At 38.8% G+C, this 23,851-nt stretch carries 23 protein-coding genes; 20 read left to right on the top strand and 3 right to left on the bottom strand.

Annotated elements, in window-relative coordinates:
• Window positions 1–533 precede the first annotated feature (533 nt).
• The 4 genes from B5Y67_RS02800 to B5Y67_RS02785 all read left to right on the top strand — a co-directional run bounded on the left by B5Y67_RS02800 (window position 534) and on the right by B5Y67_RS02785 (window position 3,725).
• Window positions 534–839 (top strand): type II toxin-antitoxin system RelB/DinJ family antitoxin, encoded by a 306-nt coding sequence (locus B5Y67_RS02800; RefSeq protein WP_088225050.1) that lies wholly within the window; start codon window positions 534–536, stop codon window positions 837–839.
• Entirely contained in the window at window positions 836–1,162 is a 327-nt protein-coding gene (locus tag B5Y67_RS02795; RefSeq protein ID WP_088225049.1) for a type II toxin-antitoxin system RelE/ParE family toxin, read from the top strand. The genes B5Y67_RS02800 and B5Y67_RS02795 overlap by 4 nt, the downstream gene beginning before the upstream one ends.
• Before the next feature lie 412 nt (window positions 1,163–1,574).
• Window positions 1,575–2,834: a DEAD/DEAH box helicase gene (locus tag B5Y67_RS02790; protein WP_242975799.1), complete on the top strand. Its 1,260-nt coding sequence runs from the start codon at window positions 1,575–1,577 to the stop codon at window positions 2,832–2,834.
• Window positions 2,835–3,170: 336 nt separating this feature from the next.
• A complete protein-coding gene (locus B5Y67_RS02785; RefSeq protein WP_088225048.1) occupies window positions 3,171–3,725 on the top strand; it encodes a class I SAM-dependent methyltransferase in 555 nt (184 codons plus the stop codon).
• Window positions 3,726–4,058: 333 nt separating this feature from the next.
• On the opposite strand, the gene B5Y67_RS02780 is transcribed toward B5Y67_RS02785, so the two are convergent.
• Entirely contained in the window at window positions 4,059–4,883 is an 825-nt protein-coding gene (locus tag B5Y67_RS02780) for a phosphodiester glycosidase family protein (protein ID WP_242975798.1), read from the bottom strand.
• Window positions 4,884–5,465: 582 nt separating this feature from the next.
• Here B5Y67_RS02780 and B5Y67_RS02775 point away from each other — a divergent pair.
• The gene (locus B5Y67_RS02775; RefSeq protein WP_242975797.1) at window positions 5,466–6,452 is read left to right on the top strand and encodes a recombinase family protein; all 987 of its coding nucleotides are present in this window, start codon (window positions 5,466–5,468) and stop codon (window positions 6,450–6,452) included.
• Between the two features lie 413 nt (window positions 6,453–6,865).
• A complete protein-coding gene (locus tag B5Y67_RS02770) occupies window positions 6,866–7,114 on the top strand; it encodes a hypothetical protein (protein WP_088225129.1) in 249 nt (82 codons plus the stop codon).
• 166 nt (window positions 7,115–7,280) lie between these two features.
• Here the strand turns inward: B5Y67_RS02770 and B5Y67_RS02765 are convergent, their stop codons facing one another.
• Entirely contained in the window at window positions 7,281–7,841 is a 561-nt protein-coding gene (locus tag B5Y67_RS02765) for a flavodoxin family protein (protein WP_088225045.1), read from the bottom strand.
• 724 nt (window positions 7,842–8,565) lie between these two features.
• Between B5Y67_RS02765 and B5Y67_RS02760 the strand changes: the two genes are divergently transcribed.
• The 3 genes from B5Y67_RS02760 to B5Y67_RS02750 all read left to right on the top strand — a co-directional run bounded on the left by B5Y67_RS02760 (window position 8,566) and on the right by B5Y67_RS02750 (window position 13,508).
• Entirely contained in the window at window positions 8,566–9,144 is a 579-nt protein-coding gene (locus B5Y67_RS02760) for a TetR/AcrR family transcriptional regulator (RefSeq protein WP_088225044.1), read from the top strand.
• 142 nt (window positions 9,145–9,286) lie between these two features.
• Window positions 9,287–10,384 carry an NADH:flavin oxidoreductase gene (locus B5Y67_RS02755; protein ID WP_088225043.1) on the top strand — a complete coding sequence of 366 codons (1,098 nt, stop codon included), beginning with the start codon at window positions 9,287–9,289 and terminating at the stop codon, window positions 10,382–10,384.
• A gap of 877 nt (window positions 10,385–11,261) precedes the next feature.
• On the top strand, window positions 11,262–13,508 hold the full coding sequence (locus B5Y67_RS02750) for a molybdopterin-dependent oxidoreductase (RefSeq protein ID WP_088225042.1): 2,247 nt from the start codon (window positions 11,262–11,264) through the stop codon (window positions 13,506–13,508).
• 223 nt (window positions 13,509–13,731) lie between these two features.
• Here B5Y67_RS02750 and B5Y67_RS02745 read toward each other — a convergent pair whose 3' ends face one another.
• Complete coding sequence (locus tag B5Y67_RS02745; RefSeq protein ID WP_088225041.1) at window positions 13,732–14,082, bottom strand: helix-turn-helix domain-containing protein; 351 nt, start codon at window positions 14,080–14,082, stop codon at window positions 13,732–13,734.
• Between the two features lie 299 nt (window positions 14,083–14,381).
• Between B5Y67_RS02745 and B5Y67_RS02740 the strand changes: the two genes are divergently transcribed.
• The 11 genes from B5Y67_RS02740 (at window position 14,382) to B5Y67_RS02690 (ending at window position 23,456) form a co-directional block, all read left to right on the top strand.
• The gene (locus B5Y67_RS02740) at window positions 14,382–14,885 is read left to right on the top strand and encodes a polyketide cyclase (protein ID WP_088225040.1); all 504 of its coding nucleotides are present in this window, start codon (window positions 14,382–14,384) and stop codon (window positions 14,883–14,885) included.
• A gap of 132 nt (window positions 14,886–15,017) precedes the next feature.
• Window positions 15,018–15,881: an NAD(P)-dependent oxidoreductase gene (locus B5Y67_RS02735; protein ID WP_088225039.1), complete on the top strand. Its 864-nt coding sequence runs from the start codon at window positions 15,018–15,020 to the stop codon at window positions 15,879–15,881.
• A gap of 317 nt (window positions 15,882–16,198) precedes the next feature.
• Entirely contained in the window at window positions 16,199–16,399 is a 201-nt protein-coding gene (locus tag B5Y67_RS02730) for a hypothetical protein (protein ID WP_088225038.1), read from the top strand.
• Window positions 16,389–17,639, top strand: coding sequence for a Wadjet anti-phage system protein JetD domain-containing protein (locus B5Y67_RS02725; protein ID WP_088225037.1), 1,251 nt, complete (start codon window positions 16,389–16,391; stop codon window positions 17,637–17,639). The genes B5Y67_RS02730 and B5Y67_RS02725 overlap by 11 nt, the downstream gene beginning before the upstream one ends.
• 284 nt (window positions 17,640–17,923) lie before the next feature.
• The gene (locus B5Y67_RS02720; RefSeq protein WP_088225036.1) at window positions 17,924–18,184 is read left to right on the top strand and encodes a hypothetical protein; all 261 of its coding nucleotides are present in this window, start codon (window positions 17,924–17,926) and stop codon (window positions 18,182–18,184) included.
• 697 nt (window positions 18,185–18,881) lie between these two features.
• Complete coding sequence (locus B5Y67_RS02715) at window positions 18,882–19,343, top strand: helix-turn-helix domain-containing protein (RefSeq protein ID WP_088225035.1); 462 nt, start codon at window positions 18,882–18,884, stop codon at window positions 19,341–19,343.
• Entirely contained in the window at window positions 19,330–20,025 is a 696-nt protein-coding gene (locus B5Y67_RS02710; RefSeq protein ID WP_088225034.1) for an alpha/beta fold hydrolase, read from the top strand. Before B5Y67_RS02715 ends, B5Y67_RS02710 begins: the two co-directional genes overlap by 14 nt.
• Before the next feature lie 327 nt (window positions 20,026–20,352).
• Complete coding sequence (locus tag B5Y67_RS02705) at window positions 20,353–20,901, top strand: XRE family transcriptional regulator (protein ID WP_088225033.1); 549 nt, start codon at window positions 20,353–20,355, stop codon at window positions 20,899–20,901.
• A gap of 122 nt (window positions 20,902–21,023) precedes the next feature.
• Complete coding sequence (locus B5Y67_RS02700; protein WP_088225032.1) at window positions 21,024–21,830, top strand: class I SAM-dependent methyltransferase; 807 nt, start codon at window positions 21,024–21,026, stop codon at window positions 21,828–21,830.
• 64 nt (window positions 21,831–21,894) lie between these two features.
• Window positions 21,895–22,650, top strand: coding sequence for a methyltransferase domain-containing protein (locus tag B5Y67_RS02695; RefSeq protein WP_088225031.1), 756 nt, complete (start codon window positions 21,895–21,897; stop codon window positions 22,648–22,650).
• Window positions 22,651–22,853: 203 nt separating this feature from the next.
• Window positions 22,854–23,456, top strand: a complete 603-nt coding sequence (locus B5Y67_RS02690) for a pentapeptide repeat-containing protein (RefSeq protein ID WP_088225030.1) — start codon at window positions 22,854–22,856, stop codon at window positions 23,454–23,456.
• Window positions 23,457–23,851: the final 395 nt, after the last annotated feature.

Here is a 23,851-nt window from a genome sequence, read left to right as displayed (position 1 = left end):
CCCCCTAGGTTTTTGGGATCTACCTTTACGAGACTATGGGAGGTTTGGTATATATAGTGATGAGATGTTCAAAACGATCGGGTGGTGACGTGACGGCACCACAGTTCACCGTTTACTTCATAGAAACCCACATTTAAAGTATCGACCTCATCTGATCTTTCCTGGTGAAAACATAAGAGTAAGGTAAGTCAGAAGATGACGAGTAAGGTATTAACCTCTTGGCCGTTAAATTATTGAATTGTTTGGTCGGTGTGTTATCTAAACCGACAAATCAAGCACCCGACGCACGTTGACGTTACTTCATTGAAAGTTTTTAGGGTAAATAGGTTTCAGTGGATAGTTTTATGGATTTACGACTCAGGGGTCCATAAATACGTAAAAATAGCGGGTACTAGGTGGGGGAACAAGGAGTCTTTGTGTAAGAGTATAAAGCTAAGAAAAAATATTTTGAACCAACCATTAATTCTGGTAAGTGTATTGCTTCTGTATATACAATAGCATAATATATATATATATGAAAGGAGTGATTCGCCATGGCCAAAACAACAAATCTCTATGTAAGGCTTGAACCAGGGCTTAAGGAACAGGCAGAATCAGTTTTAGGGCAATTGGGTATTCCGGTATCTAATGCAGTAAATATATTTTTAAAACAGGTTGTTATGCAGAGAGGAATTCCTTTTGATGTTAAGCTTCCTCCTATACAACATGCAGCACTTTCAGACTTAACTGAGAAAGAGATTAATGAAGAATTGGAAAAAGGATATACTGATTTCACTCAAGGAAATACAAAATCTGCAGAGAAGGTTTTTTCGGATATCCATAGAGATTACGGCATATGACATACAAGATTATATTAACAAAACAAGCCGATACTGATTTGAGAGCCATCTATGAATATATTGCGTTTACTTTGCTTGAGCCTGAGACAGCAGTTAGACAATTGGAAAGAATTGAAAAAGGAATACTGAGCTTGAATGAAATGCCTGAGCGATTTCGAGTCTTTGAAAAAGAACCATGGTACAGTAGAGGACTACGACAGATGCAAGTAGATAATTTCATTGTATTTTATATTCCAAATGCTGATGATGAAATAGTTATCGTTATCCGTATTATGTATGAAAGAAGGGACATCAATAAACAGATGAAAAGGATTAATCAGTAACTAAAGACACGGAAATTAAACCCTTCAGAAGGATGTTGTTTTGATATTGATCTCGCTACTGTCTACTGTGATTTGGCAGTTAAACGTTGGGGGAAAAAAGGCTGTGAAGCTTGCTATAAAAGTGGAGGGCAGGCTGAAATCTGCTTTTGATATATCTTAGTATTTTTTGGACCCAACTAATAAAGTTATATCTACAAATTTTCCCAAATTTCTATAGGGATACGTAAAACAATGAATTACGAAGAACTTTATGGAAAATATCAAAAGCTGCTGGAAGAGAATAAAAGACTGAAGGTTGAAAATGAAAATTTCAAAATTCGGCTTGGTTTGGCATTGAAGAGGTTGTGAGATTAATTTAACAAATTTATTTGAACCATTGAGAGCCGATATCAAATGGGAAGACGAAACCTTTTTGGGCAAAACCATAAAGGTTAAATTTAATGGTCAGCTTCGCGACGAACAGGTAGATGCCGTAAGTCATATGTTGCAACACAATAATGGGGTTTTATCTGCAACAACTGCTTTGGGAAAGACTGTAATAGGGGCAAAACTAATAGCTGAAAGAAAAGTCAACACGCTTGTACTTGTTCATACGCAGCAGCTATTGGAGCAATGGAAAGAGCGGTTGACCCAATTCTTGATAATAGATGAAGAGTTGCCCGCAGATCCTGTTACAAGAAGAGGCAGGAAAAAGGTTCGTAGTATTATTGGACAGTTTGGCGGAGGCAGGAAGAATTTAAGTGGGATTATCGATATTGCGGTTATGCAGTCATTGGTAAAAGGTGACGAAGTAAAAGATGTTGTCCGGGATTATGGCATGGTTATTGTTGATGAATGCCACCACGTACCTGCGTTCAGCTTTGAACAGATACTTAAAAACGTCTCGGCAAAATATATTTACGAGCTTACAGCGACTCCTGTGAGGCAGGATGGGCATCATCCCATAATATTCATGCACTGCGGTCCGGTTCGATATAAGGTGGATGCCAGAAAGCAAGCTGAAAAAAGACCTTTTGAGCAGTATATCATTCCACGCTTTACGTCATTTAGAAAACCGGTTAGCCAAGACGAAAAGGAATGGTCTATTGGGGAAATATATTCTGAAATCAGTACTAGCCAAATTCGCAATCAATTAATTATTGATGATGTAATTAGATGTGTAAAAGAAGGACGGAACCCTATTATATTGACTGAGAGGAAAGCGCATGTTGAACTGATTGCAGAGGAATTAGCGAAATCTATTCCCAATGTTATTGAGTTAACTGGCAGAATGACGACTAAAGAAAGAAAAGCCAAGCTGGAAATGCTATCAAGTATTCCTCATGATAGTAATATTGTTATTGTTGCCACGGGTAGATTTGTTGGTGAGGGATTTGACGAACCGAGGTTAGTTACACTATTTCTAGCAATGCCTGTTGCCTGGAAAGGGACAGTTCAGCAATATGCCGGACGTCTTCATAGGGTGTATCAAAACAAGAATGAAGTGCAGATTTATGATTACGTGGATATCCAGGTTGGTGTACTTGAGCGGATGTACCAAAAGAGGCTTAAAGGATATGCCGCCATAGGATATTCAGCCAAAAGTGACAGTAAGCCATTTGAAGCTGCAAATGCGATACTAACTCACCCACCGGTTTCGCCTTGCCAAGTTCAAGAAGAACATGCGGTTTGAAATAACACGTCTTCATAAAGCCTATCCAGCAGTCAAGTGCTTTGTCTTGAGTGTGCGGTCACCGGAGGTGGCCTTTCTATTCGAAGAGCGTTATGGGCTGGCGCAAATAGCCAAAGTATAAATTGATATAATCTTTAGGAAATGTTTATAACCAGTTTAAAAACTTCTTCTATAATGTCCCTGTTAATGCTTTTTAGGGGAGGGTTTTACTAAATGAAACAAAGGGCAAAAAACTATGGAATTGATGCTCGTTATGCTACAAGTAACATTTTATTAAAGGATATTTAGCTTAGCTGCATCATTTTTTATCCAATTTTCAGTAGAGGAGGTCAATAAATGACGGATAATCGACGAGTATGCCCTGTCGAACATGCTGGAGGTTTAGATAACCGTATTCGGAGAATATTTCAAAACCCAATAAAAATATTAAAACCTTATCTTCAACCAGGAATAACAATGCTTGATCTTGGGTGTGGGCCAGGTTTTTTTACTATTCCAGCAGCTGAAATAATTGGGACAAAGGGTAAAGTTATAGCAGTTGATTTACAAGAAGGGATGCTATCAAGATTAAAAGAAAAGATCACAAATATTGAGCTAGAGAAAAGAATCAAGCTTCATAAGTGTGAAGAGAGTAAGATAGGTGTTTCTGAAAAAGTTGATGTGATTTTAGCTTTTTATATGGTTCATGAAGTTCCAAATCAAGAGAATCTTTTCAAAGAAATAAAGTCAATATTAAAATCTGGCGGAAAATTATTAATCGTTGAACCAAAATTCCATGTTTCTAAACAATCATTTCAGGAGACTATGGGGTTATTAGAAAAATTGGGATATGAAGTTATTGAGCAGCCAAAGATAATTTTGAGCCGAGCGGCATTTTTGAAAAAATATTGAGAATAAACGGTAACTTACAATATTTAAGGTTAATGTCTCTTTAAATCCCAGACCATTTCAAGTAGTTTTGTTAGCATTGAACCAGTATAATCTTCACGCCAGGAGCGTTGGGTGGGCGCATTCGGACACACCAAATCGGTGGTATTGGCCCAGCCGGGGGCGTTGGGTTGTGCCAAGAACATGCTCGAAGAGCACGATGTTGTACCTGAGATGAAGGGAGTCCCTTCAAAGCCGGTTTGTAGGAGAAGCTTCAAACAGACGTAAGCTGATCATCCAAAAATTATGCGGTGGTGTAATAAACCGCTCATGGACTTCTTACATATTTTTGTCTATCTATTTCACTATAAAAAAGGATGGCGCATGGCGTTCACCGTATGGACTGGATGGGTGATTTACAATCTGGCCGTGATAATAGAGGACAGTTGATGCCCCGCCGTCAAGATTGGCTACGTTGTAGGCGCCATATTTAAGCATGATATCCTGAACGTCTTTTAGAGTAGCTCCTAGTGACCCAATCTGGCGTCCGTCGATGACCAGCATTAAAATTGTGCCGTCCTTTGTTTGCCCTATGGCTGTTCTTGGAGCAATCCCCCATGCTCCATCTCCATGGGTTATGGCAGGTTTACCATTGACAACAAGAAAAGGACCAAATGTAACTGCATCACGTATCCCCATCCGTTTGATGTTAGCTAAGGTATAACGACCTAGTACAAGAACATTTCTTTGGTTCATTCCAATGATATCGTAGGTTGAAACTCCAGAATCCTTGTATAAAAGTCTACCGCGCGAAATAAGGATACCCTGTGGGTGCCCACCGCTTCCGTTGCCCTGTGGATCATTAAAAGCTCCACCATTAATGACTGCTACAGCCCCAGTAACCGCGGCTATGTCCTCAGCTCTTTCGCCCATTTTCCCTAGATAACGCGTTGCTGCCACTCTCACGCGTCCAGGATTACTAACCTTAAGTAAGTATCCAGTAAACCCATTTTGATTAATGTCAATAAGCTCGGTGCTATTATTCTTATTCGTACCGCGCGTATTAATTAAGGTCGGATCGGAGTTTCCCAAATCTTTAGCTTGGTCGCTGTCCAGTATTTTTTGAATCTCGGCATCACTAAAAAGCCATTCTGCTAAATACTGATGACTCATTGACGTCATTGCACTTTCCACCCAGAAATTACGCAGCGTTTCAAAAGGTTGAAGAGGGCAATAAAGAAACCCCAAAAAGAGCAAAAGGAATATACTAAAAGACCATGCCATGAGGCGGGGGAATAACCTTTTTTTATGTTTATAATGGTAGACCGCAAAAGGTTTCTTTTCGGGTCGTGGTTGCATCGTCGAATTTGAGGATTTAGGGATTCCAGTACTACCCATATTACTTACATCTCCGAAGACTATTTTCTATATTTGCAACTTAAAGAATTTGCGTGAAATATTCTAACCTTGCCTCATTTCGAGCTACTATCAAATCAAATGAAAAAAATATTTTTCAAAAATATTATAAAAGATATTATAACCCGTATTGTATCACATAAACTAACATAGACCTAAGCGGTATGCTTTTGCGGTAGCTCCTCTATCCGGGGGTGCAGGTCCCCTCGTCTCTGCCAAGAGGAAAGCCGAAGTATTTCTGAAAACGTAACGTGGGGTCAAAGAAAGCGTTTTGCCGACGGGAAGGTCAGTCTTCCCTATAAGCAGTTCCTTGGTTACGAAAAGGGTAACGATGGTCTGCCAAAGATTGTGGAATCAGAAGCTGCTACTGTAAGGCTAATTTATCGGCTTTTTCTTGAAGGGAAGACTCCGTCGGGCATTGCAAATCACCTCACTAAAAATGAAATTCCAACACCATCAGGTAAACAGAAATGGCAGGTCAGTACGGTCGAAAGTATTCTTACCAACGAGAAATACAGAGGAGATGCGCTCCTTCAAAAGACCTTTACAGTAGACTTTCTCACAAAACAGAAAAAAGTGAACGAGGGAGAGATCCCCAAGTATTATGTAGAAAACAGTCATCCGGCGATTGTCGAGCCGGATGTATACGATATGGTTCAATTTGAGATGAAACGGCGAAAAGAAAACGGTGGACATCACAGTGGGGCAAACTGTTTCTCTAGTAAAATTGTTTGCGGGGAGTGCGGAAGTTTCTTCGGCTCAAAGGTTTGGCACTCCACCAGCAACTACCGGCGAACGATTTGGCAATGTAACCATAAATTTAAAGGCCCCAATAATTGTGGTACCCCACATGTTTATGAAGACACCCTAAAGCAATTATTTTTGAATTCCATGAACCAATTGATTAGCAATAAAGATGAGATTATAGAGAACTGTAAAATGATAAAGCATGTGCTGACGGATACCACTTCTTTGAATGTTCAAACTGAAGATTTGCAGCACGAGCTTACCCTGGTTACTGAGCTGATTCGGCAATGTGTTGAGGAGAACTCGCGCATAGGCTTAGACCAATTGGAATACCAACAACGCTATATGGGACTAGTAATGCGATACGAGAAGGCCAAGGATGAAATTAAAAAGATCGAGGATCAACGCCAAGCCCGTCGAGTAAAACGAGAACAATTGGATACCTTTCTTGATACGGTGTTACAGCAGGATTCTATTTTGACGGAGTTTGATGAAACCCTATGGTATGCGGTCCTAGATAAGGTTACAATCTATGCTTCCGATAATATTCAATTTACCTTTAGGGATGGTACGGTAGTGAAGTCATAAAATCTACCTACAAAGCGCTCGCAGGGTTGGTTGCTACCTTGCGAGCGTTTAATTTTTATGCTTAAATGAGTCACCATGTCAATAATGATACCAACGGTACAAAAGTGTCAGTTCAGCCTGCAACGTTTTGTCTTCGAGAGTTGATAAAATTATAGTATAAAGATTTTTCCATTGATATTCCTTCAGTATATGGATATAATAGAACATAAGTTCGATAAACACCAAATACATGTACTGAGGGGCGATAGCTATGAGAGACGTTTGTAAAGACTGCGGGCGAAAATCGTATTGCATGGAACACTGCGAAGAATGGTTAATTTCCCACGATCAATGCCCAGTGTGCCGGAACAAACTGTTACATATCGGAGGATGCACCGAGTGTATCACAGGTGATTGGGCGAAGTGTGGCTGAGATGAAAGTCGTTATGGCTCCCATCGAAATGATAGCATGGTTTGATATCCCCGGTACACCACGTCCGATTCGCTTCCGGCATGAAGGCAAAGTCGTTAAAGTTGAGATGATTATTAGAATCTCTGAAGAAAAGCTTGCAGGAAATCGTATGAAGGTCTATGAGTGTCAGAGCGAGGTTCACGGGCTGATGAAGCAATTTCAGCTGAAGTACGAATTGAGTAGTTGTAAGTGGTTCTTGTATAAGATTTGAATGAATGTTGAAACCTTGTAAACACCAGAGCTTTCATTCTACATCTTAGCATACCGCCGGTTAGGGACATTCAAAAAAACCACCGAAATTAGATTAAGATCTGAATCTAATTTCGGTGATGGAATTGGTTTTAAGTAGAAATGAAAATTTACTAGGAATGTATCCCTTATTTAGTAAGTAACTCTCCTGCAGTATATGCCTGTTCTAATAATTCATCCGTTAGCTTGAAATTGGGCGAACCTGTATGTGAACAAAGCAAGCTATCTGTTAGCTCCCAACCGAACGCGGAGAAGGCGCCATTGACGAACTGGATAGTAGCTTGAAACGCATCTTTATTCGCGTTTCCTTGTGAGAAAATTGTAACTGCTTTTTTTCCAGGATAACGGGCTTGGAATGGGAATCCAGTACCTTCAAGCATAGGGTACATTCTATCAAGCCACTGCTTGGATTGTCCTGAGATTTGCATGAAATAGATGGGTGAGCCAAAAATAACACCGTCAGCATTTTTTATATCCTCATACATTGGTTGTAAATAATCTTTAGTAGCGCAGCCCTCATGACTCCTACAATAGAAACAGCCTTGACAGCCCTTGATACCTTCATCATTAAGGTCGTAGACTTTTACTTCAGCGCCTTTTGATTGAGCTCCTTTGATTACTTCCTGAATTAGTTTAGAGGTATATCCGTTTTTTCTTGGACTACCGATAAATGCAACAATTTTACTCATGCTGTGACCCTGCCTTTTAAATATTTTTATAATATAGCAAGATTATATCAGTATAATTGTGCTAAAGGCAAAAGAAACAACACATATTGAAGTCCGTCTGTAATGGACAAGGCTCTTAAACTGCTAATATTGAACTATAGAACAGCATAGAGAATTGAAGGAATCACGAGTATTTGGAAGATCTTAGGTTTAATCAAAAAACACTAAAACGCTTTGGTTTGAAACACCAAAATCGGCCCCTCAAGCCTGAATTTGGTGTTTTTTGAGGTTTCGGTGTGATATTCACTTGACGTAAGCTTCGTTATCGGACGCATAGAAGATCAGCCTGGGGCTCCGGTAAAAATAAGAAGCACGTTTGGATTTGCATCAGCCATCAGATGAACGGCGATTCGGCTTGTGACCAAAAAGCCGTTAAAGAAAAGGCTTTTGTTCGGGCGATGCGGGAGAAACGCTGGAGGAATTACGGAATTATTTGATGGCGCAGGAGAGTGGGATTGACAAGTTTGACGATGTGATATTTCGGAGGTTTGTGGAAAAGGTAATGATCCAATCGATGGCGGAGGTGACGTTGTGTTTAAAGTGGGTGTTGAGGTAAGGGAGGTACTTTAATAAATGTAATGCCGATCGGGGTTGAGGTGATATTCGATCAGCGATTTTTCTATAAAAATAATTCTTGACCGATCGTTCTCAAAATGCTACTATTACAACAACAGGAGGGAAAGTAATGGGACGCAGCAAGGAATTTGAGGAAAGTGTAGTTCTCCAGAAAGCCATGGAATTATTTTGGGAACAAGGCTACGAAAAGACATCTATGAGTGACCTGGTAGAGCATATGGGAATCCATCGTAGAAGTTTATATGATACCTTTGGTGATAAGCATACATTATTTTTGAAAGCGCTAGATTACTTTGCAGAATTTATGAATGCCAAACTAAAGTCTGAAACTTCACATGCAGAAACAGCAAAACAATCTATACAGTTTATCTTTGATCTCATGATCGAAGGAGCTGGAGATAGCCACTGGGGCTGCCTATTTGTGAATTCTGCAGCTGAGCTGGCTCTCCGAGATATGGAGGTAAACGAAAAGACAGAAAAAGCATTTATTCGAACAGAGCATCTTCTTGAGGATCTTATTCGCAAAGGACAGCAAACAGGTGAATTTTCGTGTGATTATGATGCAGAAGTTTTGGCGGAAAGTTTGCACAATACTTTGCTGGGGATTCGGCTACTTGCAAGAACCACAGCGAGTAAAGATAAATTACATCGTATTGCAGATTTTTCTTTAGCACTGCTGAATAAATAAATTTTTTTTTTGTTAAAACTAGAATGAACGTTCTCATAATGCTCTCTATGGAAAATTATGATGTACATTGTATCAAGGGTTTTGCAGGGGATGTTTTGTGTGAACTTCATATATAAAAATATTTTAAAAGGAGTAAAATTCAATGAAATCTTTGTTTGACAAAACGGAACTGGCAGGTATGAGGCTGAAAAACAGATTTATCCGCTCAGCAACCTATGACGGATTTGCTGATGAAAATGGTCATATGACAGAAAAGGTGTATGAAATCTATGAAGATTTAGCAAAAGGGGGAGTAGGCACAATTATCACGGGGCTTACTTTTGTAAGTGATTTAGAGAGTGTTTATCCAGGACAGGAAGGGATCTATGATGATACATTTATCAATGAGTATCAAAAGCTGACCGAGATGGTTCACCGATATGATGCCAAAATCATTATGCAACTTGTAAGCAACGGTTCACAAGCCTCGGTTGCCGCAAATAGTGGTAAGGTAGTGTGGGGGCCAAGTGCTGTGGAAGACCTTGCTTATAAAATTACGCCGCAGGAAATGACAAAGGAAGATATTGCATTTGTACAAAGAGCGTTCGCTGATGCGGCAGATAGAGCTAAGAAATCCGGGTTTGATGGTATCCAGATGCACGTGGCACATGGCTATTTATTAAATAGATTTTTGACACCTTATTATAACCGCCGGACAGACGAATATGGTGGTAATCAAGAAAATCGGTCAAGAATGGTGCTGGAAATTTATGAAGCAATAAGGGACAGGGTTGGTCCGGATTATCCAGTGTTTATAAAAATCAACAGCGAGGATTTTTTTGAGCAGGGAATGACTTTTTCGGATTGCAAGTATGTATGCCACAGGTTGGCAGAATTAGGAATAAACGGGATTGAAATCAGCGGTGGCAATCCTGCATCGCGTCCGAACGAGGGCTTCTCCCGCCGAGTTTCAACTGAACAAGAATCCTACTTTAAAAAATATGCCGATGAAATCGCGCAAGAAACCAAGATACCGGTCATATTAGTAGGCGGTAATCGGGATGTAAAAGGTCTAACAGAAGTTTTAAATAGTACTGCAATTGAGTATATTGCTCTTTGCAGACCATTTATTCGTGAAAGTGATTTAGTCAAGCGCTGGTCGGAAGATGCTGCCGTTCCAGCAAAGTGCATCTCTTGTAGTAAATGCTTCACCGGTGCTGGAACAGTCTGTATTTTTAATGCTAAAATACAATCTAATTGATGCTTTCTTAATAAACAAAATGCATCTTATAGGAATTAGGGCCAGGCTGGAATAGCGGACGTACTGTTTACCTTTAGGGATGGTACTGAAATCAAGAGTTAATATCCTATAGATAACCATGAAATCGCAAGGCTGGCTGAACTTTGCCGACCTTGCGAGTATTTTTCTACCCGAAAACCACCTGCTTGTCATGCTAGGTAGGCCCTCTTTAATTAAGAGACGAAAAAACTGCCTATGGGTTTATTAATACTAAAAGATTTCAGTGTTCTTGATGGGTTCTGGTAATATCCAACTAGGAACTATGAAAAAATAATTCTTGACCGATCGTTCTTGAAATGTTACTATTGCTAATAACAGGAGGAAAATATTGGGACGTAGCAAGGAATTTGAAGAAAGTGTTGTTCTATAGAAAGCCATGGAATTATTTGAAAATAAGGCTATAAAAAGATATCTATGAATGACTTAGTAGAGAAAACAAATGAATTTTTTTTATTGAAACTAGAACGAACGTTCTCAATACACATTCTTGAAGGTTAACGGGTATTTTTCCTCAGGAAGGATCACGCTATCCTCAACAGCCTGTTTCTCATAAGTGGCTGCAATGGCCTCAATGAGTAAAAAACGTTGCCTAGTATGAGTTTTCCTTTTGGATCAAGGTCTCGTAGGGAATTTTGATATAAATGTCTGGAATACTGAGGACGGCCCCTTAACAAACAACCAGAATCTTTTATAAACTTCAATTTAATTGCTTCGGATTAAGTTTGATGTACTGCTCCTCCAAGCACTGGGCCTTAGATTTTCCTGAATAACACCGTATTGCGTCTAGCTTTCGGATGTATTGAGGAGTTGTTTTATTAAAAAAGAGGGGGATTTGAGTATGAAAGAATGGTTTAAGTCAGGATGTGCGCTATGTGCTCAGAATTGTGGTGTGGAATTATTAATTGAAAACAACCATATTATTCAGGTGCGAGGTGATAAAAGCAACCCCAAAAGCCAGGGTTATATTTGCCGTAAAGGCATGAATTTGGCTTATTACCAGCACCATGACCAACGCCTGAAATATCCTTTAAAAAAATTAAATGGTGAATTTGTACGAATATCATGGGATCAAGCAATTTCAGAAATTGCAGCCAAACTAAGTGAGATCCAAACTGAACATAGCCCGCGTTCCATAGCCTATATGGGAGGTGGTGGGCAATCCTCCCATTTTGAAGCTGCTTTCGGTGTTCGTTTGCTACGGGCGCTGGGTTCACGTTATCATTATGGTGCCCTTGCCCAGGAACTGACAGGATATCACTGGGCTCAGGGTCGTTGCTTGGGTCGTCAGTATCTGGGCACGGTGCCAGATGAGGAGCATGCCGAAATGCTGGTATCGATTGGCTGGAACGGAATGGTTAGCCATCAGATGCCCAGAGCGCCTCAGGTGTTACGGGAGTTTTCCAAAAATCCCAACAAGATTTTGGCAGTTATTGACCCGCGCAAATCAGAAACAGCAAGGATTGCCGATATCCATCTTGCAGTACGCCCGGGAACCGACGCACTGCTCCTCCAAGCTATCATTGCAATGATTATTCAAGAAGGTTGGCAAAACCAGGCTTATCTTGACGAGCATGTTAGTGGTTTTGAGCAAATTAAGCCGATTTTTATCAGTTTTGACATAGAGGCGGCCCTAAAAATATGCGAACTGGATTACCAGCAGGTAAAAGATTTTGCCTACTTGATGGCTACTCGAAAAACTGGAGTACACACTGACTTGGGGGTGTTGATGAACCGACATAGCACCTTGGTCTCCTGCCTGGTTATGGTTTTGCAGGGGATTTGCGGACAGATTGGGTTACCCGGCACAAACCTAATACCAGGCCATTTTATGCCAATGGGAGCCCATAGCGATGAACGCAAAGATAGTAATTGGAAAACAGTTACAACCGGATTCCCCAGTATTTTGGGGTATTTCCCACCTAATGTACTGCCCGAGGAAATCATATCAGATCACCCAGAGCGCATTCGTGCTGTGCTATGCTTCCAATCCAATCCTCTTCGTTCGTATGCTGATACTAGTGCATACGAAGAAGCATTCCAGCGGCTTGATTTGTTAGTGACCTGTGAATTGGCCATGACCGAAACGGCGGCTATTTCTCACTATGTTTTGCCATCACGGTCTGTTTTTGAATCATGGGACAGCTCTTTCTTTACATGGACGCTGCCCGGTGTATTTTTCCAGATGAGACGTCCGCTCATTAGGCAAGAAGGAGAGGCCCTGGAGGCATCCGAAATTCATCTGCGGATAGCCGATGCTCTGGGGATCATACCCGAATTGCCCGTTGCTCTCTACGAGAAAGCTGGAAACAGGCTGGAATATGGGTTAGAGCTCATGCAATACCTGCAGGCCAACCCGCAGTCAACAGACTTGATACCCTTCATTTTAGGTAAAACGTTAGGTCCAGCCTTGGGTTCCACTAATCTAGCCACTTTGTGGGGATTGTTACAGAGAATGCCCAAAGAAAGCCGTGAAAACGCTGTCCGAGCAGGTTTTAAAAAAGGTCCGTTTATGGGTGAAGAGATCTTCCAAGCCCTACTAGATCACCCAGAAGGAATTTGGCTTGGACAAATCAACCCTGAAGAAAATTTCAAGTTTTTAAAGACAGAGGACGGCAAGATTAACCTATGGATTCCGGAAATGGCTGAATGGATGCTGGAGGTAACTCCTGAAAAGGAAGCTGTCGCTCTGCAAGCTGATGATCGATACCCCATGATTTTAATGGCAGGAAGGCACACATCTACAAACGCTAATACAATAATGCGAAATCCAGCTTGGAATGAAGGGAAGAGAGCCTGTACCTTGGCATTGAATCCACTGGATGGGGAAAAACTTGGATTGAGCGATGGCTCAATGGCGCTGATTACGACTGAAGCAGGAAGTGCTGAGATTGAGGTTGAAATCACCGATGATGCCAGGCCGGGACAGGTTATAATACCGCATGGCTTTGGTTTGGAATACAATGGGGAAATATACGGAGTTAATGTTAACCGCTTGACTAAGAACACCCACCGTGATAAATTTGTGGCTACGCCGCTGCACAGATATGTGCCGTGCCGGGTTGAAGTGGTGGAACGTCAGGATTAGCCTATTATCAATTCCACCTCAAAGGCCGATAATATTGGCGGTAATAATCCCTGAACTTTCCTCTGCCAAGGTTACGCTTTTATCCTTGAATGTTTAACTAACGTACCACAAGCCCTCATGTACCTTATCCGCAGTGGTCATTAAATACCAATCCTCCCGCTTTCCCAAAAGGAGGGCCTATTGACTGAGTCTGATCTGATGAATTGAGAGTTAGTAAATTTTACTATTTATCTTCGCAAGATATATGTATGTTATGGTTATTTGCATAAGTATTAGACCAAGTATACAGATTGTTTAATATATTATCTAGACTACGTCCATATTCTGTAAGCGAATATTCTACTTTTGGCGGAACAACAGGATAAACTTTTCGATGAACCAATCCTTTTTCTTCTAACTCTCTTAGTTGTATTGTTAGCATTTTTTGAGTAATTGTCGGCATTAATTTATCTAATTCATTAAAGCGTTTAGAACCATTAAGAAGATGCCAAAGTATGATTAATTTCCACTTTCCACCGATTAAATCTACGGTTAGTTCAAGTGCACAACCATAGTTGCTTTGTACATTTGCCATATTAACCTCCAGTTAATACTTAAACTATTGAAAATAACTGTATACTATAAAAAGGAGAGTACACATCTAATTGTAGTGTTGATATCAATATATCAGTAGGTTGAAAAAAATGCAAAGGGAAAAATATTTACCAGTCAGGAAGATGTGGATTGGAGAATTGCAGATGCTAATGAGTTCGACACTATAAAAAATGATAGTACATGATAAAAAAGTAAGTACTTGTATAATTATCTGATATAAATTATTATATCGGTGTAGTCAAAAACTAACATGTAAACAAAATCAGGGAGGAAAAATTAGTGAATTATATTTACTGGCCAGAGGGTTATTTACCAGGAACAACAGATCACTATGCATCAAATGAAATTATTATAGCAGGTCTAACTGCAGAGCAAATATGGCCATATATTAGTAACACTTCAGAATGGCCCAAATACTACAGCAATGCATCTGACCTACATTTCTACAATGGACCAGGGCCTGAATTATTTGAAGGAGCTCGTTTTCGTTTTACTACCTTTGGTTTAATTGTAGAAGCAGAAGTGACAGAATATGTGCCTCCAGCAAATGGAGAACCGGCTCGTGTAGCATGGCATGGATGGTGTGAAGGTTCAGAAGATAAAAAGTTAAATGTTCATCATGCATGGTTATTCGAAAACCTTTCTGGAGGAAGAGTGCGAATCCTTACACAAGAATCGCAAATTGGAAAACCAGCTAAAGATATGGCAGTGCAAAAACCAAACCCAATGATTAATGCTCATCAAGAGTGGATCGAAGGATTGGCGAAAGCTGCAACGAAATAATTCATTTTAAGAAAATGTAGAAAAAGCCCATCACTTAACAAGAGGTGGTGGGCTTTCATTTATTAACCAAAAATATTTAACAGGATAGAGGGAAAATTAGCGGTTATAAAATGTTTGAAAGGTGGCCTATAAATGCAAACATTAGGTTGGATTGGATTAGGACACATGGGAACACCTATGGCGACTAATCTTTTAAAAGCGGGTTACAAAGTAATTGTCTATAATCGTTCGGAGGATAGAACAATTACTTTAGTAGAATTAGGAGCAAAGAAAGCAAATTCACCAAAAGAAGTAGTAGAGCAATCAGATATTAATTTCATAATGTTATCAGATGCGAATGCAATACAATCTGTATTAACACAGGAAAATGGTGTACTTGGGGCAATTACACAAGGAAAAGTAGTAGTTGATATGAGTACAATTTCGCCACAAGAATCATCCGCATTTGCGAAATTAGTAATGGAAAAAGGCGGTGAGTATATTGATGCTCCAGTTTCAGGTTCCGTAGGTGCTGCAATCATGAGTCAATTGTTAATTTTAGCCGGAGGCCCAAAAGAAACAGTAAATCTTTGTCAGCCTTTCTTTAATGTGTTAGGTAAAGAGACCATTTATTTTGGCTCTACTGGTATGGGAACATCAGCCAAATTAACAATTAATATGCTGCTGGGTATAATGATGCAAGGATTTGGAGAAGCTATTGTTTTTGGAGAGAAGTTAGGCTTAGGTAAAGCTCAGATTATAGAACTTATTTCAAAATCTGCATTAAATAGTGGTCTCTTCCAAGCTAAAAAAGAGTCCTATGCAACAGAGGAGTTCCCATCGGCATTTATGCTAGAACTTATGTCTAAGGATTTGGGACTTGTAAAAACAGCAGCAGATCAGATGAGTACAAAACTACCACTTGCAGAAACTGCAAATGATACTTTCTATACTGCTAGAATGAATGGAAAAGCAAAATTGGACATGGCAGCAGTATATTTAGAGTTAAAAGATTGAAATACTAGATGTTTCTTATTGCTTAATATGAATAGGAAGGAAAATATTAAAAATAGCTTGAACATTTACTGATAATTCCCATATTTGCACCTTCTTCAAAATGCACCCCTTTTGAAAAAAGAGTGGGTGCATCGTTAATTTGTATCAAAGATTGAGTTATTAGACAACTAGGTACTCAATAATTGATACAATCAATGAACATAAAAAGTCCAGCAATGCTGGGCTTTTCGGCTGTTTAGGGCAGATTGAGCATCGTTTACTAAGGGTAACGATTCTGGGACAATTAGATTAATAATCTTCGACGAAGCATTTTTAAAATGGACGGAGAACGTATTAGTGAGAGTATTCGTTTATTGCGTAAATTTAATTTTCAAGTTATTTTGTCCGCACCCCCAGAAAAAATTGGTGATATTGCGACACTGGTTGACCGGAATTTATGTGTACTAAGGAAAGATAAACGTTCATTTGTAAAGGCCTTTGATCCGAAGCAATTGGAAGGTATTGTTGATGATGAGTAGCAAGAAGCAAATTTTAGATGCTCTAATTGACAAATACGAAAGAAGTAAGGCATATAAAGAGGGGGCACGCCGTATTATGATCAAGCTTTATGATAATGGCCGCTCAGACCTGCGTTCATATAACATCGAAAACAGTGAAGAGAAGGAGTCATTTAATAAAGCAATAGAAGAGCTTAAAAAAGATGATATAGTTGACTTTGAATGGCTGAAATACGAAATCGGTAATATAATTTCCCAGGTTTGGTTATTGCCAGAAAAAGTTAATAATGCTTATATGATTGCTGGCCGCCAACCAAAGTTAGATAAAGTCGAAGCAATAGTTAATTATATTAGAGAAAATTCAAGCGACGTGAAACATAAATGGATTGAAGAATTATTTAATAATATATGCGCCATTATTGAAAAGAAACGATCGATCACTGTTGCGTTGCCTGATAATAATGAATTAGCCCGAGATGTTCTTTACGCAATTAAGCAGATTGATTCAATAGATGAAAACGAAGTTTTAGAACGGGTTTTCTCAGTGCGTTGTTTCGGCGATTCTAAACGATTTGAGAAATACATTAAAAAGCGTGTTGTCACGATTATACGGAAGAATTATATTGACGATCCTGATAATGAACTTAGCGATGAAGAAGTTCTTAGGAAAGTTGGTATTATCAAAGCCCCTGAGGTGGTGGAGTTTTGCGGTAATTTAACTGTTTGCTTTAATACGGGAAAGGTAGATTACTCCCCGCTTAAATTCGGAGCAACAATTAATTCGTTTGACATCAGAAACTGTAACTTAATTATTGGAGAGAATATTACTAGGGTGCTTTTTATTGAAAACAAGGCAAACTATTTGGATTATATCTTAAACCATAAGGGATCAGATGATTTGGTAATTCTACATGGAGGATTTTATAGTCCGGTGAAGGGTTTGTTTTTTGAAAAGTTATTTTCTGTATGTAATAAGAGTTCGGTCAGATTTTATCATTGGGGAGATATGGATTTGGGAGGATTTAAAATATTTGCCCGTCTAAAAAAGAATATTATAGCCGATCTAATTCCTTATAACATGGGGATAGTAGATCTTAAAAATAATAGAAATTTTCTTATCGATATTGATGAGAAATATGCTAACAAAATTTTGCTATTACTCAAACAGCCTGAGCTCAAAGAATGCTATGATACAATCAAATATATTGCTTTAAACAAAGTCAAATTGGAACAGGAAGCCTTTATCCGAGAAGAGGTTTAATACTGTGTTCGCTGCTCACTCGCTAGGGATCTGGGTCCTTCCCGGAATTTTACGATAAACAGGGTAACTTAAGGCAACACAGGAAGTACAGAATGAAAGTAGAATTAGTCCGACAAAATTACCTCAACTTAAACTATGCAATGTGAAGACTAAAAAGTAGATTAAAAATCCCCCACCTGTTAGAGCGGGGTTAAAAACCAAATAACTGGGAGAAAGACATTTCATTTTCTTATAGAAGAATAGCTTTAGAAGATATTGAGGTAATTATAAAAAGAAAAGGGGACTTGGAAAATAATATAAATGGAATGAAAATTGATAAAGCCTATCAAATTCATGGCATTGAGGTTTTAGAATTAATTGAAAAGGAACAGATGTACAATAGCACAAAGAAAGAAGAGTTAAAAAAGGTGCTTGCACTAGTTAAACTGACTGATTTAGAAATCAAAAAGATTATTTTTGGTCCTGAAATTTCAAAAAAGCGTATGAGAACTAAGCCGCTTGGGAAGATGATGCATGATTTGCACAGGGAGTTGAAGATTTACTAGAGCGTGTTTGAAAAGTATTATACCGGCTATTCGGAAAATCAAGTATTTCCACTACTTTTCTTGGAGGTAAGGAGTTTTTACCTTTCCAAGATCAATATTAATACATTTAGTAGCATTTTTCCTTTAAAAATTACTTCTAGAAACCTATAACAAGTATACATACAATAAAGTAACATCAACGCACGTGGAGACCGTGGTTTGTTTAAGAAAACAGACACTCTAAACCAGCCTGTGGCGCTGGTTTTATGGTTTGTAAATATTCAGCATTGAACCAAATAAAGGCTTAAAAGCGTTATAAAATGAGGTCATAGTGTAACGGGGGCTGTGACTGTGAAATTAGGTGATATGCGATTTGCGGAAATTAATGTGGTAATTTGTGGCCTAATAATATAAATCAGCTCTCTTTATGTTGATTGACATAGGGAGGGCGTTTATTTTTGCCTGGGCGGGGTTGTGACGTGAAACTTTCATGCGTGGTGTGGAGTTGGAGATGCCCCAAGAACGTGCTCGAAGAGCACGGTGCTGTATCCGAAATGAAGGGTAGGTCCTTCGAAGTCGGTTTGTAGGATCAGGCTTCAAACAGTTGCTTCAGTTCAAAAGACTGCGATGGTAGGGGGTAAGGGAATCAAGGGGATACATTAATCATTGACCACAACTCCCATATAGTGTAATATTACATCATATGGGAGTTGTTTAGATGACAAAAGATGAATTTGTAATAAAACTGGACCAAAAACTAAAATTAGTTCGTACAGAGTTTGATTATTCACAGGATAAAATGGCAGAAGTACTTGGTATGTCTAAAAAAACGCTCGTACAGATTGAAAAAGGCAGGTCGACACTCGGTTGGATGGGTGCAGTAACACTCTGCGCGATTTTTGCAAAGAGTGAAATTCTATCTATATTGTTTGGCGGCCAGCCCAATGAAGTAATTATGGCGCTTGCCTTTGACAGCACCGAACGGGACTATCCTAAAACTCTTGGCGGTAAAGTATGGTGGGAAGAGATTGAAACTTCTTTTGGCTATAAGATACAAAAAAACCTAATCTCCCAGCATTATCGAATCCTCGACAGCCAGGAAAGGCGAATTTGTGCTTCCTTTGAATTTGACCATATAAAAAAACGCTTTGAGGAGCTTGCTCGTAATGATGAAACATAATATAGGATGCTTGCTAATTCACGGTTTTGCAGGAAGCCGCCGTGAGATTGATTCTCTTGTTACTAAACTCGATGAATGTGGGCTACCAACTGCGGTACCTCTGCTTGCAGGACATGAATCAACTCGCAGGGATCTAGCCAGAACTAAATACACTGATTGGATTCAATCTGTCTTGGCTTCCTATGCTGATTTAGAAAAGCGTTGCAATAATGTAGTAGTTATCGGATTTTCAATGGGTGGCTTGCTTGGGATTCAACTTTGCCAAGTACATAAGATCCAAGCTTTGGTGCTAATCAATACGCCGATATTTTATGGGAATATGAAACGAGTAATTCTCAATTTAAGATGTGATTTTAGATTTTATGTTAGAAAATATCTAAGTTCAAGTGCCAATGTACCCCCTCTTCCAGCTTTAATCCAATTTGTAATTTTACTTCATAAAACTAAATCACTCTTAGCAAACATTAAATGTACTTCAATGATCATTCAAACCCTTGACGATGACACAGTTAAGCCAAAGAGCGCTAATTATCTAAATTCTAGAATTGCCGGACTGAAGGTCTTAAAAACTTATCCTACAGGGGGACATGTCGTTTTTCAGAGTGAAGCCGGTGATAAAATCGGTGCTGAGCTGTGTCGTTTTCTCCAAGAACTAGAAAGGCAGAACTATAAACCCCATTAATACTTGAAAAGAGTAAAGTAAAATTTACTTCGAACCTAAAAATTTATCTTTGAGTTACAAAGAAGCTGCATAGAATAACAATATTAGCAATCGAGATTAACCATAGCATGCCTAATGCTTACACCGGTATATAGATAAGTTTAAAACCTTCCCTAAATTGCTGTTGTTTATAATATTTTGTGGTGATTACAGTCTTAGTCAATTATCCTATTTGTGATAATTTATTGACAATGAGTTGACTGAGGGGATATAATGTTTCCACAAGGTAAACAAATGATATAGTTATACAAATCTTGATTTAGAGACATTTTAAGGATAGTGACGGTTATGGAAGATTTGATTATTAGCAAGCAACTAAAACAAGTTCGGCTGGAAAAACAGTTGACATTGGACGAATTAGCAAAGCGCACTGGTTTTACTAAAAGTCTATTGTCAAAAATCGAGAATAATAAGGTGTCGCCGCCACTCAGTACTTTGATGAGAATAACCCGTGCCCTTGATGTTTCCTTAAGTGAGCTTTTTAGAGCTGCTGAAGCGCGTCGCATTGAAATTGTGCGGGGGAATCAGAAAGCGCAAAGGCCAAGCAGTACAGTTGACGGGCAAATGATGGAAAGTCTCGTGCAGGGTTTTCCACAGCAAAAATTTGAACCAATACTAGTTAGCATAGATAACCAAGCTAGTCATGAGATTAAGCTCTATGACCATCCGGGGCAAGAATTCATTTATGTTCTAACTGGTAAAATGAAGTATGTATATGGAAATGAAGAATATTTCGTTGAAGCAGGAGATTCGCTATACTTTTATGCTGATGTGCCACATGGCGCACTCCCGATGCAGGGGGAGAAGGTAACTTATATTTCGATTCTCAGTCTCTGATAATCTGATAAGCAGGAGTATGGGATACTGTTTGGAAAGAGAATTTATACATTATTTTCGTCTGCTTTGTTTCCTTACAGTAAACAAAGTTTCATAATTTGATATTACTTAGGGGGGATAAAATGTCTAAAATTAATTTTAGTAAAGTAGCAAGTGTTTATGAAAAAACAGCTCTCGTACAAAAGTCAGCTTCCGAAGTTCTACTGGATTTATTATCTATTAAAAATGGTGAGGATGTTCTTGATGTGGGTTGTGGGCCTGGCAATGTTTCGATGAAGATAGCCAAGATGACAAAGGGACGAGTGCTTGGAATCGATGTAGCACCGGGCATGATTGAGAGAGCCTGCCGAAGAGGAACAGCATCTGGCAATGTAACTTTTGCTGTGCGAGATGCTGCTGATTTTGAATTTATTTCTGAATTTGACGTAATTTTTTCTAATTCCGCTTTTCAATGGTTTAGAGATCCTGATGTTGTTATAAAACGATGTTTTAACGCCTTGAAGTTAGGTGGTCGCATGGGTATACAGGCACCTGCAACCAGAAATTTTTGTTCCAACTTTGTGGCAGCGGAGGGGAAGATTCTGAGCAACCCAGTAACAAGTGGAGTGTTTTCAGACTATAGAAGTCCTTGGCTTTTCTTGGAAAACGCTGAGGACTATGCACGACTGTTTGAACGTAATGGTTTTAGAGTTAGTCATTGTCAGATTGTGCAGGAAAAAACTCTTTACAGTGTAGACAAAGCATTTCAGATTTATCAATCAGGAGCAGAAAATGGGTACTTAAACCAGGATTATTATCAGGTGCTGTTATCGTCGGATTACGTAGAGATGTTCAGGGAGCTTTTTAGAGAATCTCTCAGTGAGCAGGCTAGGGAAGATGGCATGGTGCCAATTGTGTTTAATCGCATTTATTTGGTTGCTCACAAGTGAGAGTAAGTTAACAAATATTTTTCATTATTTATGCCGTCATTGTCAGCGGCGGAATGGAGGTTATATGGATAATACGAATGAGGTTAAGAAAAACTTTGGGCAAAGAGCATGTGAATATCGATTGAGTTCTACCCACGGTAATCCGGAAGATTTGGATAGAATGATTAGACTTATTGATCCTAATTTTGATGACGATGTATTGGATGTTGCTACAGGAGGAGGTCATACTGCGATCGCTTTGGCCAAATTTGTAAAAAAAGTGGTTGCAATTGATATTACCCCGGAGATGTTAGCTGAAGCTAAAATAGCTTCAATTCAAAATGGTATAAATAATATAACTTTTAGGACAGAAAATGTACACAACCTAAATATTTCCGACTGCCAATTTGATATTGTTGCCTCGAGATTTGCAGTACATCATTTTTCCGATGTACGAAGTGCCCTTCAGGAAATGTGCAGAGTATTGAAGCATGGCGGTAAGTTATATATTCTTGATTGCTCAGTTGTTGACGGCGATGAATCTGAGAAAGAAATTAATCGTATTGAGTTATTAAGAGACAGTTCTCATCAGTATTCTTATTCACCGCGATTATGGAACCAGTTATTGCAGGATTTGCCGCTGACAATAGTTCATGCATCGCCGCTTCAATCACAGTACAAGTTACCAGTCTGGTTTGACAGGATGGAAACAAACCAAAGCAATAGAGAGGAGATCTTTAAGGTGCTTAATAATTTATCTAGTGAATGCAAAATCAACTATCCTTTTGGAAATGACTATATAACTACTTATCGTTATGAACTTTTAGCAACCAAGAACTAGCATATATAAGTACTGAGTTTATAAGTCGCCACTTCTAAAAGAAGGTTCTTTTCGAAATGGGCAGGTAGGCAGATTGGAATATTAACGGCGGAGCGTTTTGGCGTATGATTGGGGAGGTTTTTGATGATTTATGCAGGAAATACAGGATATCGGTGGAATTAGTATTTATCATTAAGGATATTAAGATATAAGAGGCAATTTTTATGTTAGAAAAATCGATTTCAGATGCAAGGTTAGATGATAATTATATAAAGAATGTAAGTTTTGTAAATGATGTTCTTACAAATGTTGATATCTCAAGGATTGAATTTGAGTCGGTACAGTTTGTTAAGTGTCAATTTATTAATTGCAATTTTTCACGTACTAGCTTTTATGATGCAGCCTTTATGAATTCCGATTTTTCAAATTGCATTTTTGAAGATAGCTATTGGAAGAAAGCGAAAATATCAGAATGTAAAGGCAGTGGAAGCAATTTTAACCAAAGTCTTTTTAAAGAGGCAGTGTTATCTAATTCTTCATTCCGTTACGCAAATTGCACATTATCAGTATGGGAAAGCTGTACGATTAGTGATTGTAACTTTCAAGAAGCATTTCTTTCGGAGGTGAAGTTCAAAAAGATTAACCTCAAAGCGGTTAATTTTCAGAGAGCAGATTTCTTTAAAACTTCACTAAAAGGAATTGACCTTTCAGATTGTATAATCGAGGGTATTACGTTATCCGATACGTTCAGTGAACTCAAGGGGGCAAAGATAAACGCCTTGCAAGCAGTTGATATAGTACAAATTTTAGGGGTAAAAATTATATAACCTTACTTTAAGCAGTTGATTATTCCCACGATTATATGCTTTATTCTAATTCACCACACCACTAGTTGCTAACACCCTTCATGAACAAAATTCAATTTCTCCCATCATTAAATGAAGGACCTTTTCATGGTGAAAATTTAAAACCTTTAGTCTTGTCAATTAAAACCTCTGTATCACGATAAAAGTGAAAACAGGGTTTTTTTTGTTAAGAAGTGATTGAGTTATAGTGATTGTAATAATATAATATGAAAGTGATTTGTATCCATAATTAATTACTGAAGTTTCGCACCTAATAAATCAGCTCTAATTCCGGCTTAATTGGGTCAAACAGATATAAAAATTCCGCATGAACACAGGGTTTTGGTATAATTTGATTGCGTACAAATCTACCAAAA

It is taken from the genome of Desulfosporosinus sp. FKB (genome assembly GCF_002196705.1).
Taxonomy (GTDB): Bacteria; Bacillota; Desulfitobacteriia; order Desulfitobacteriales; family Desulfitobacteriaceae; genus Desulfosporosinus.
The sequence above is the reverse complement of the archived record's forward strand: the minus strand, read 5'-3'. Positions and strand labels throughout refer to the sequence as shown.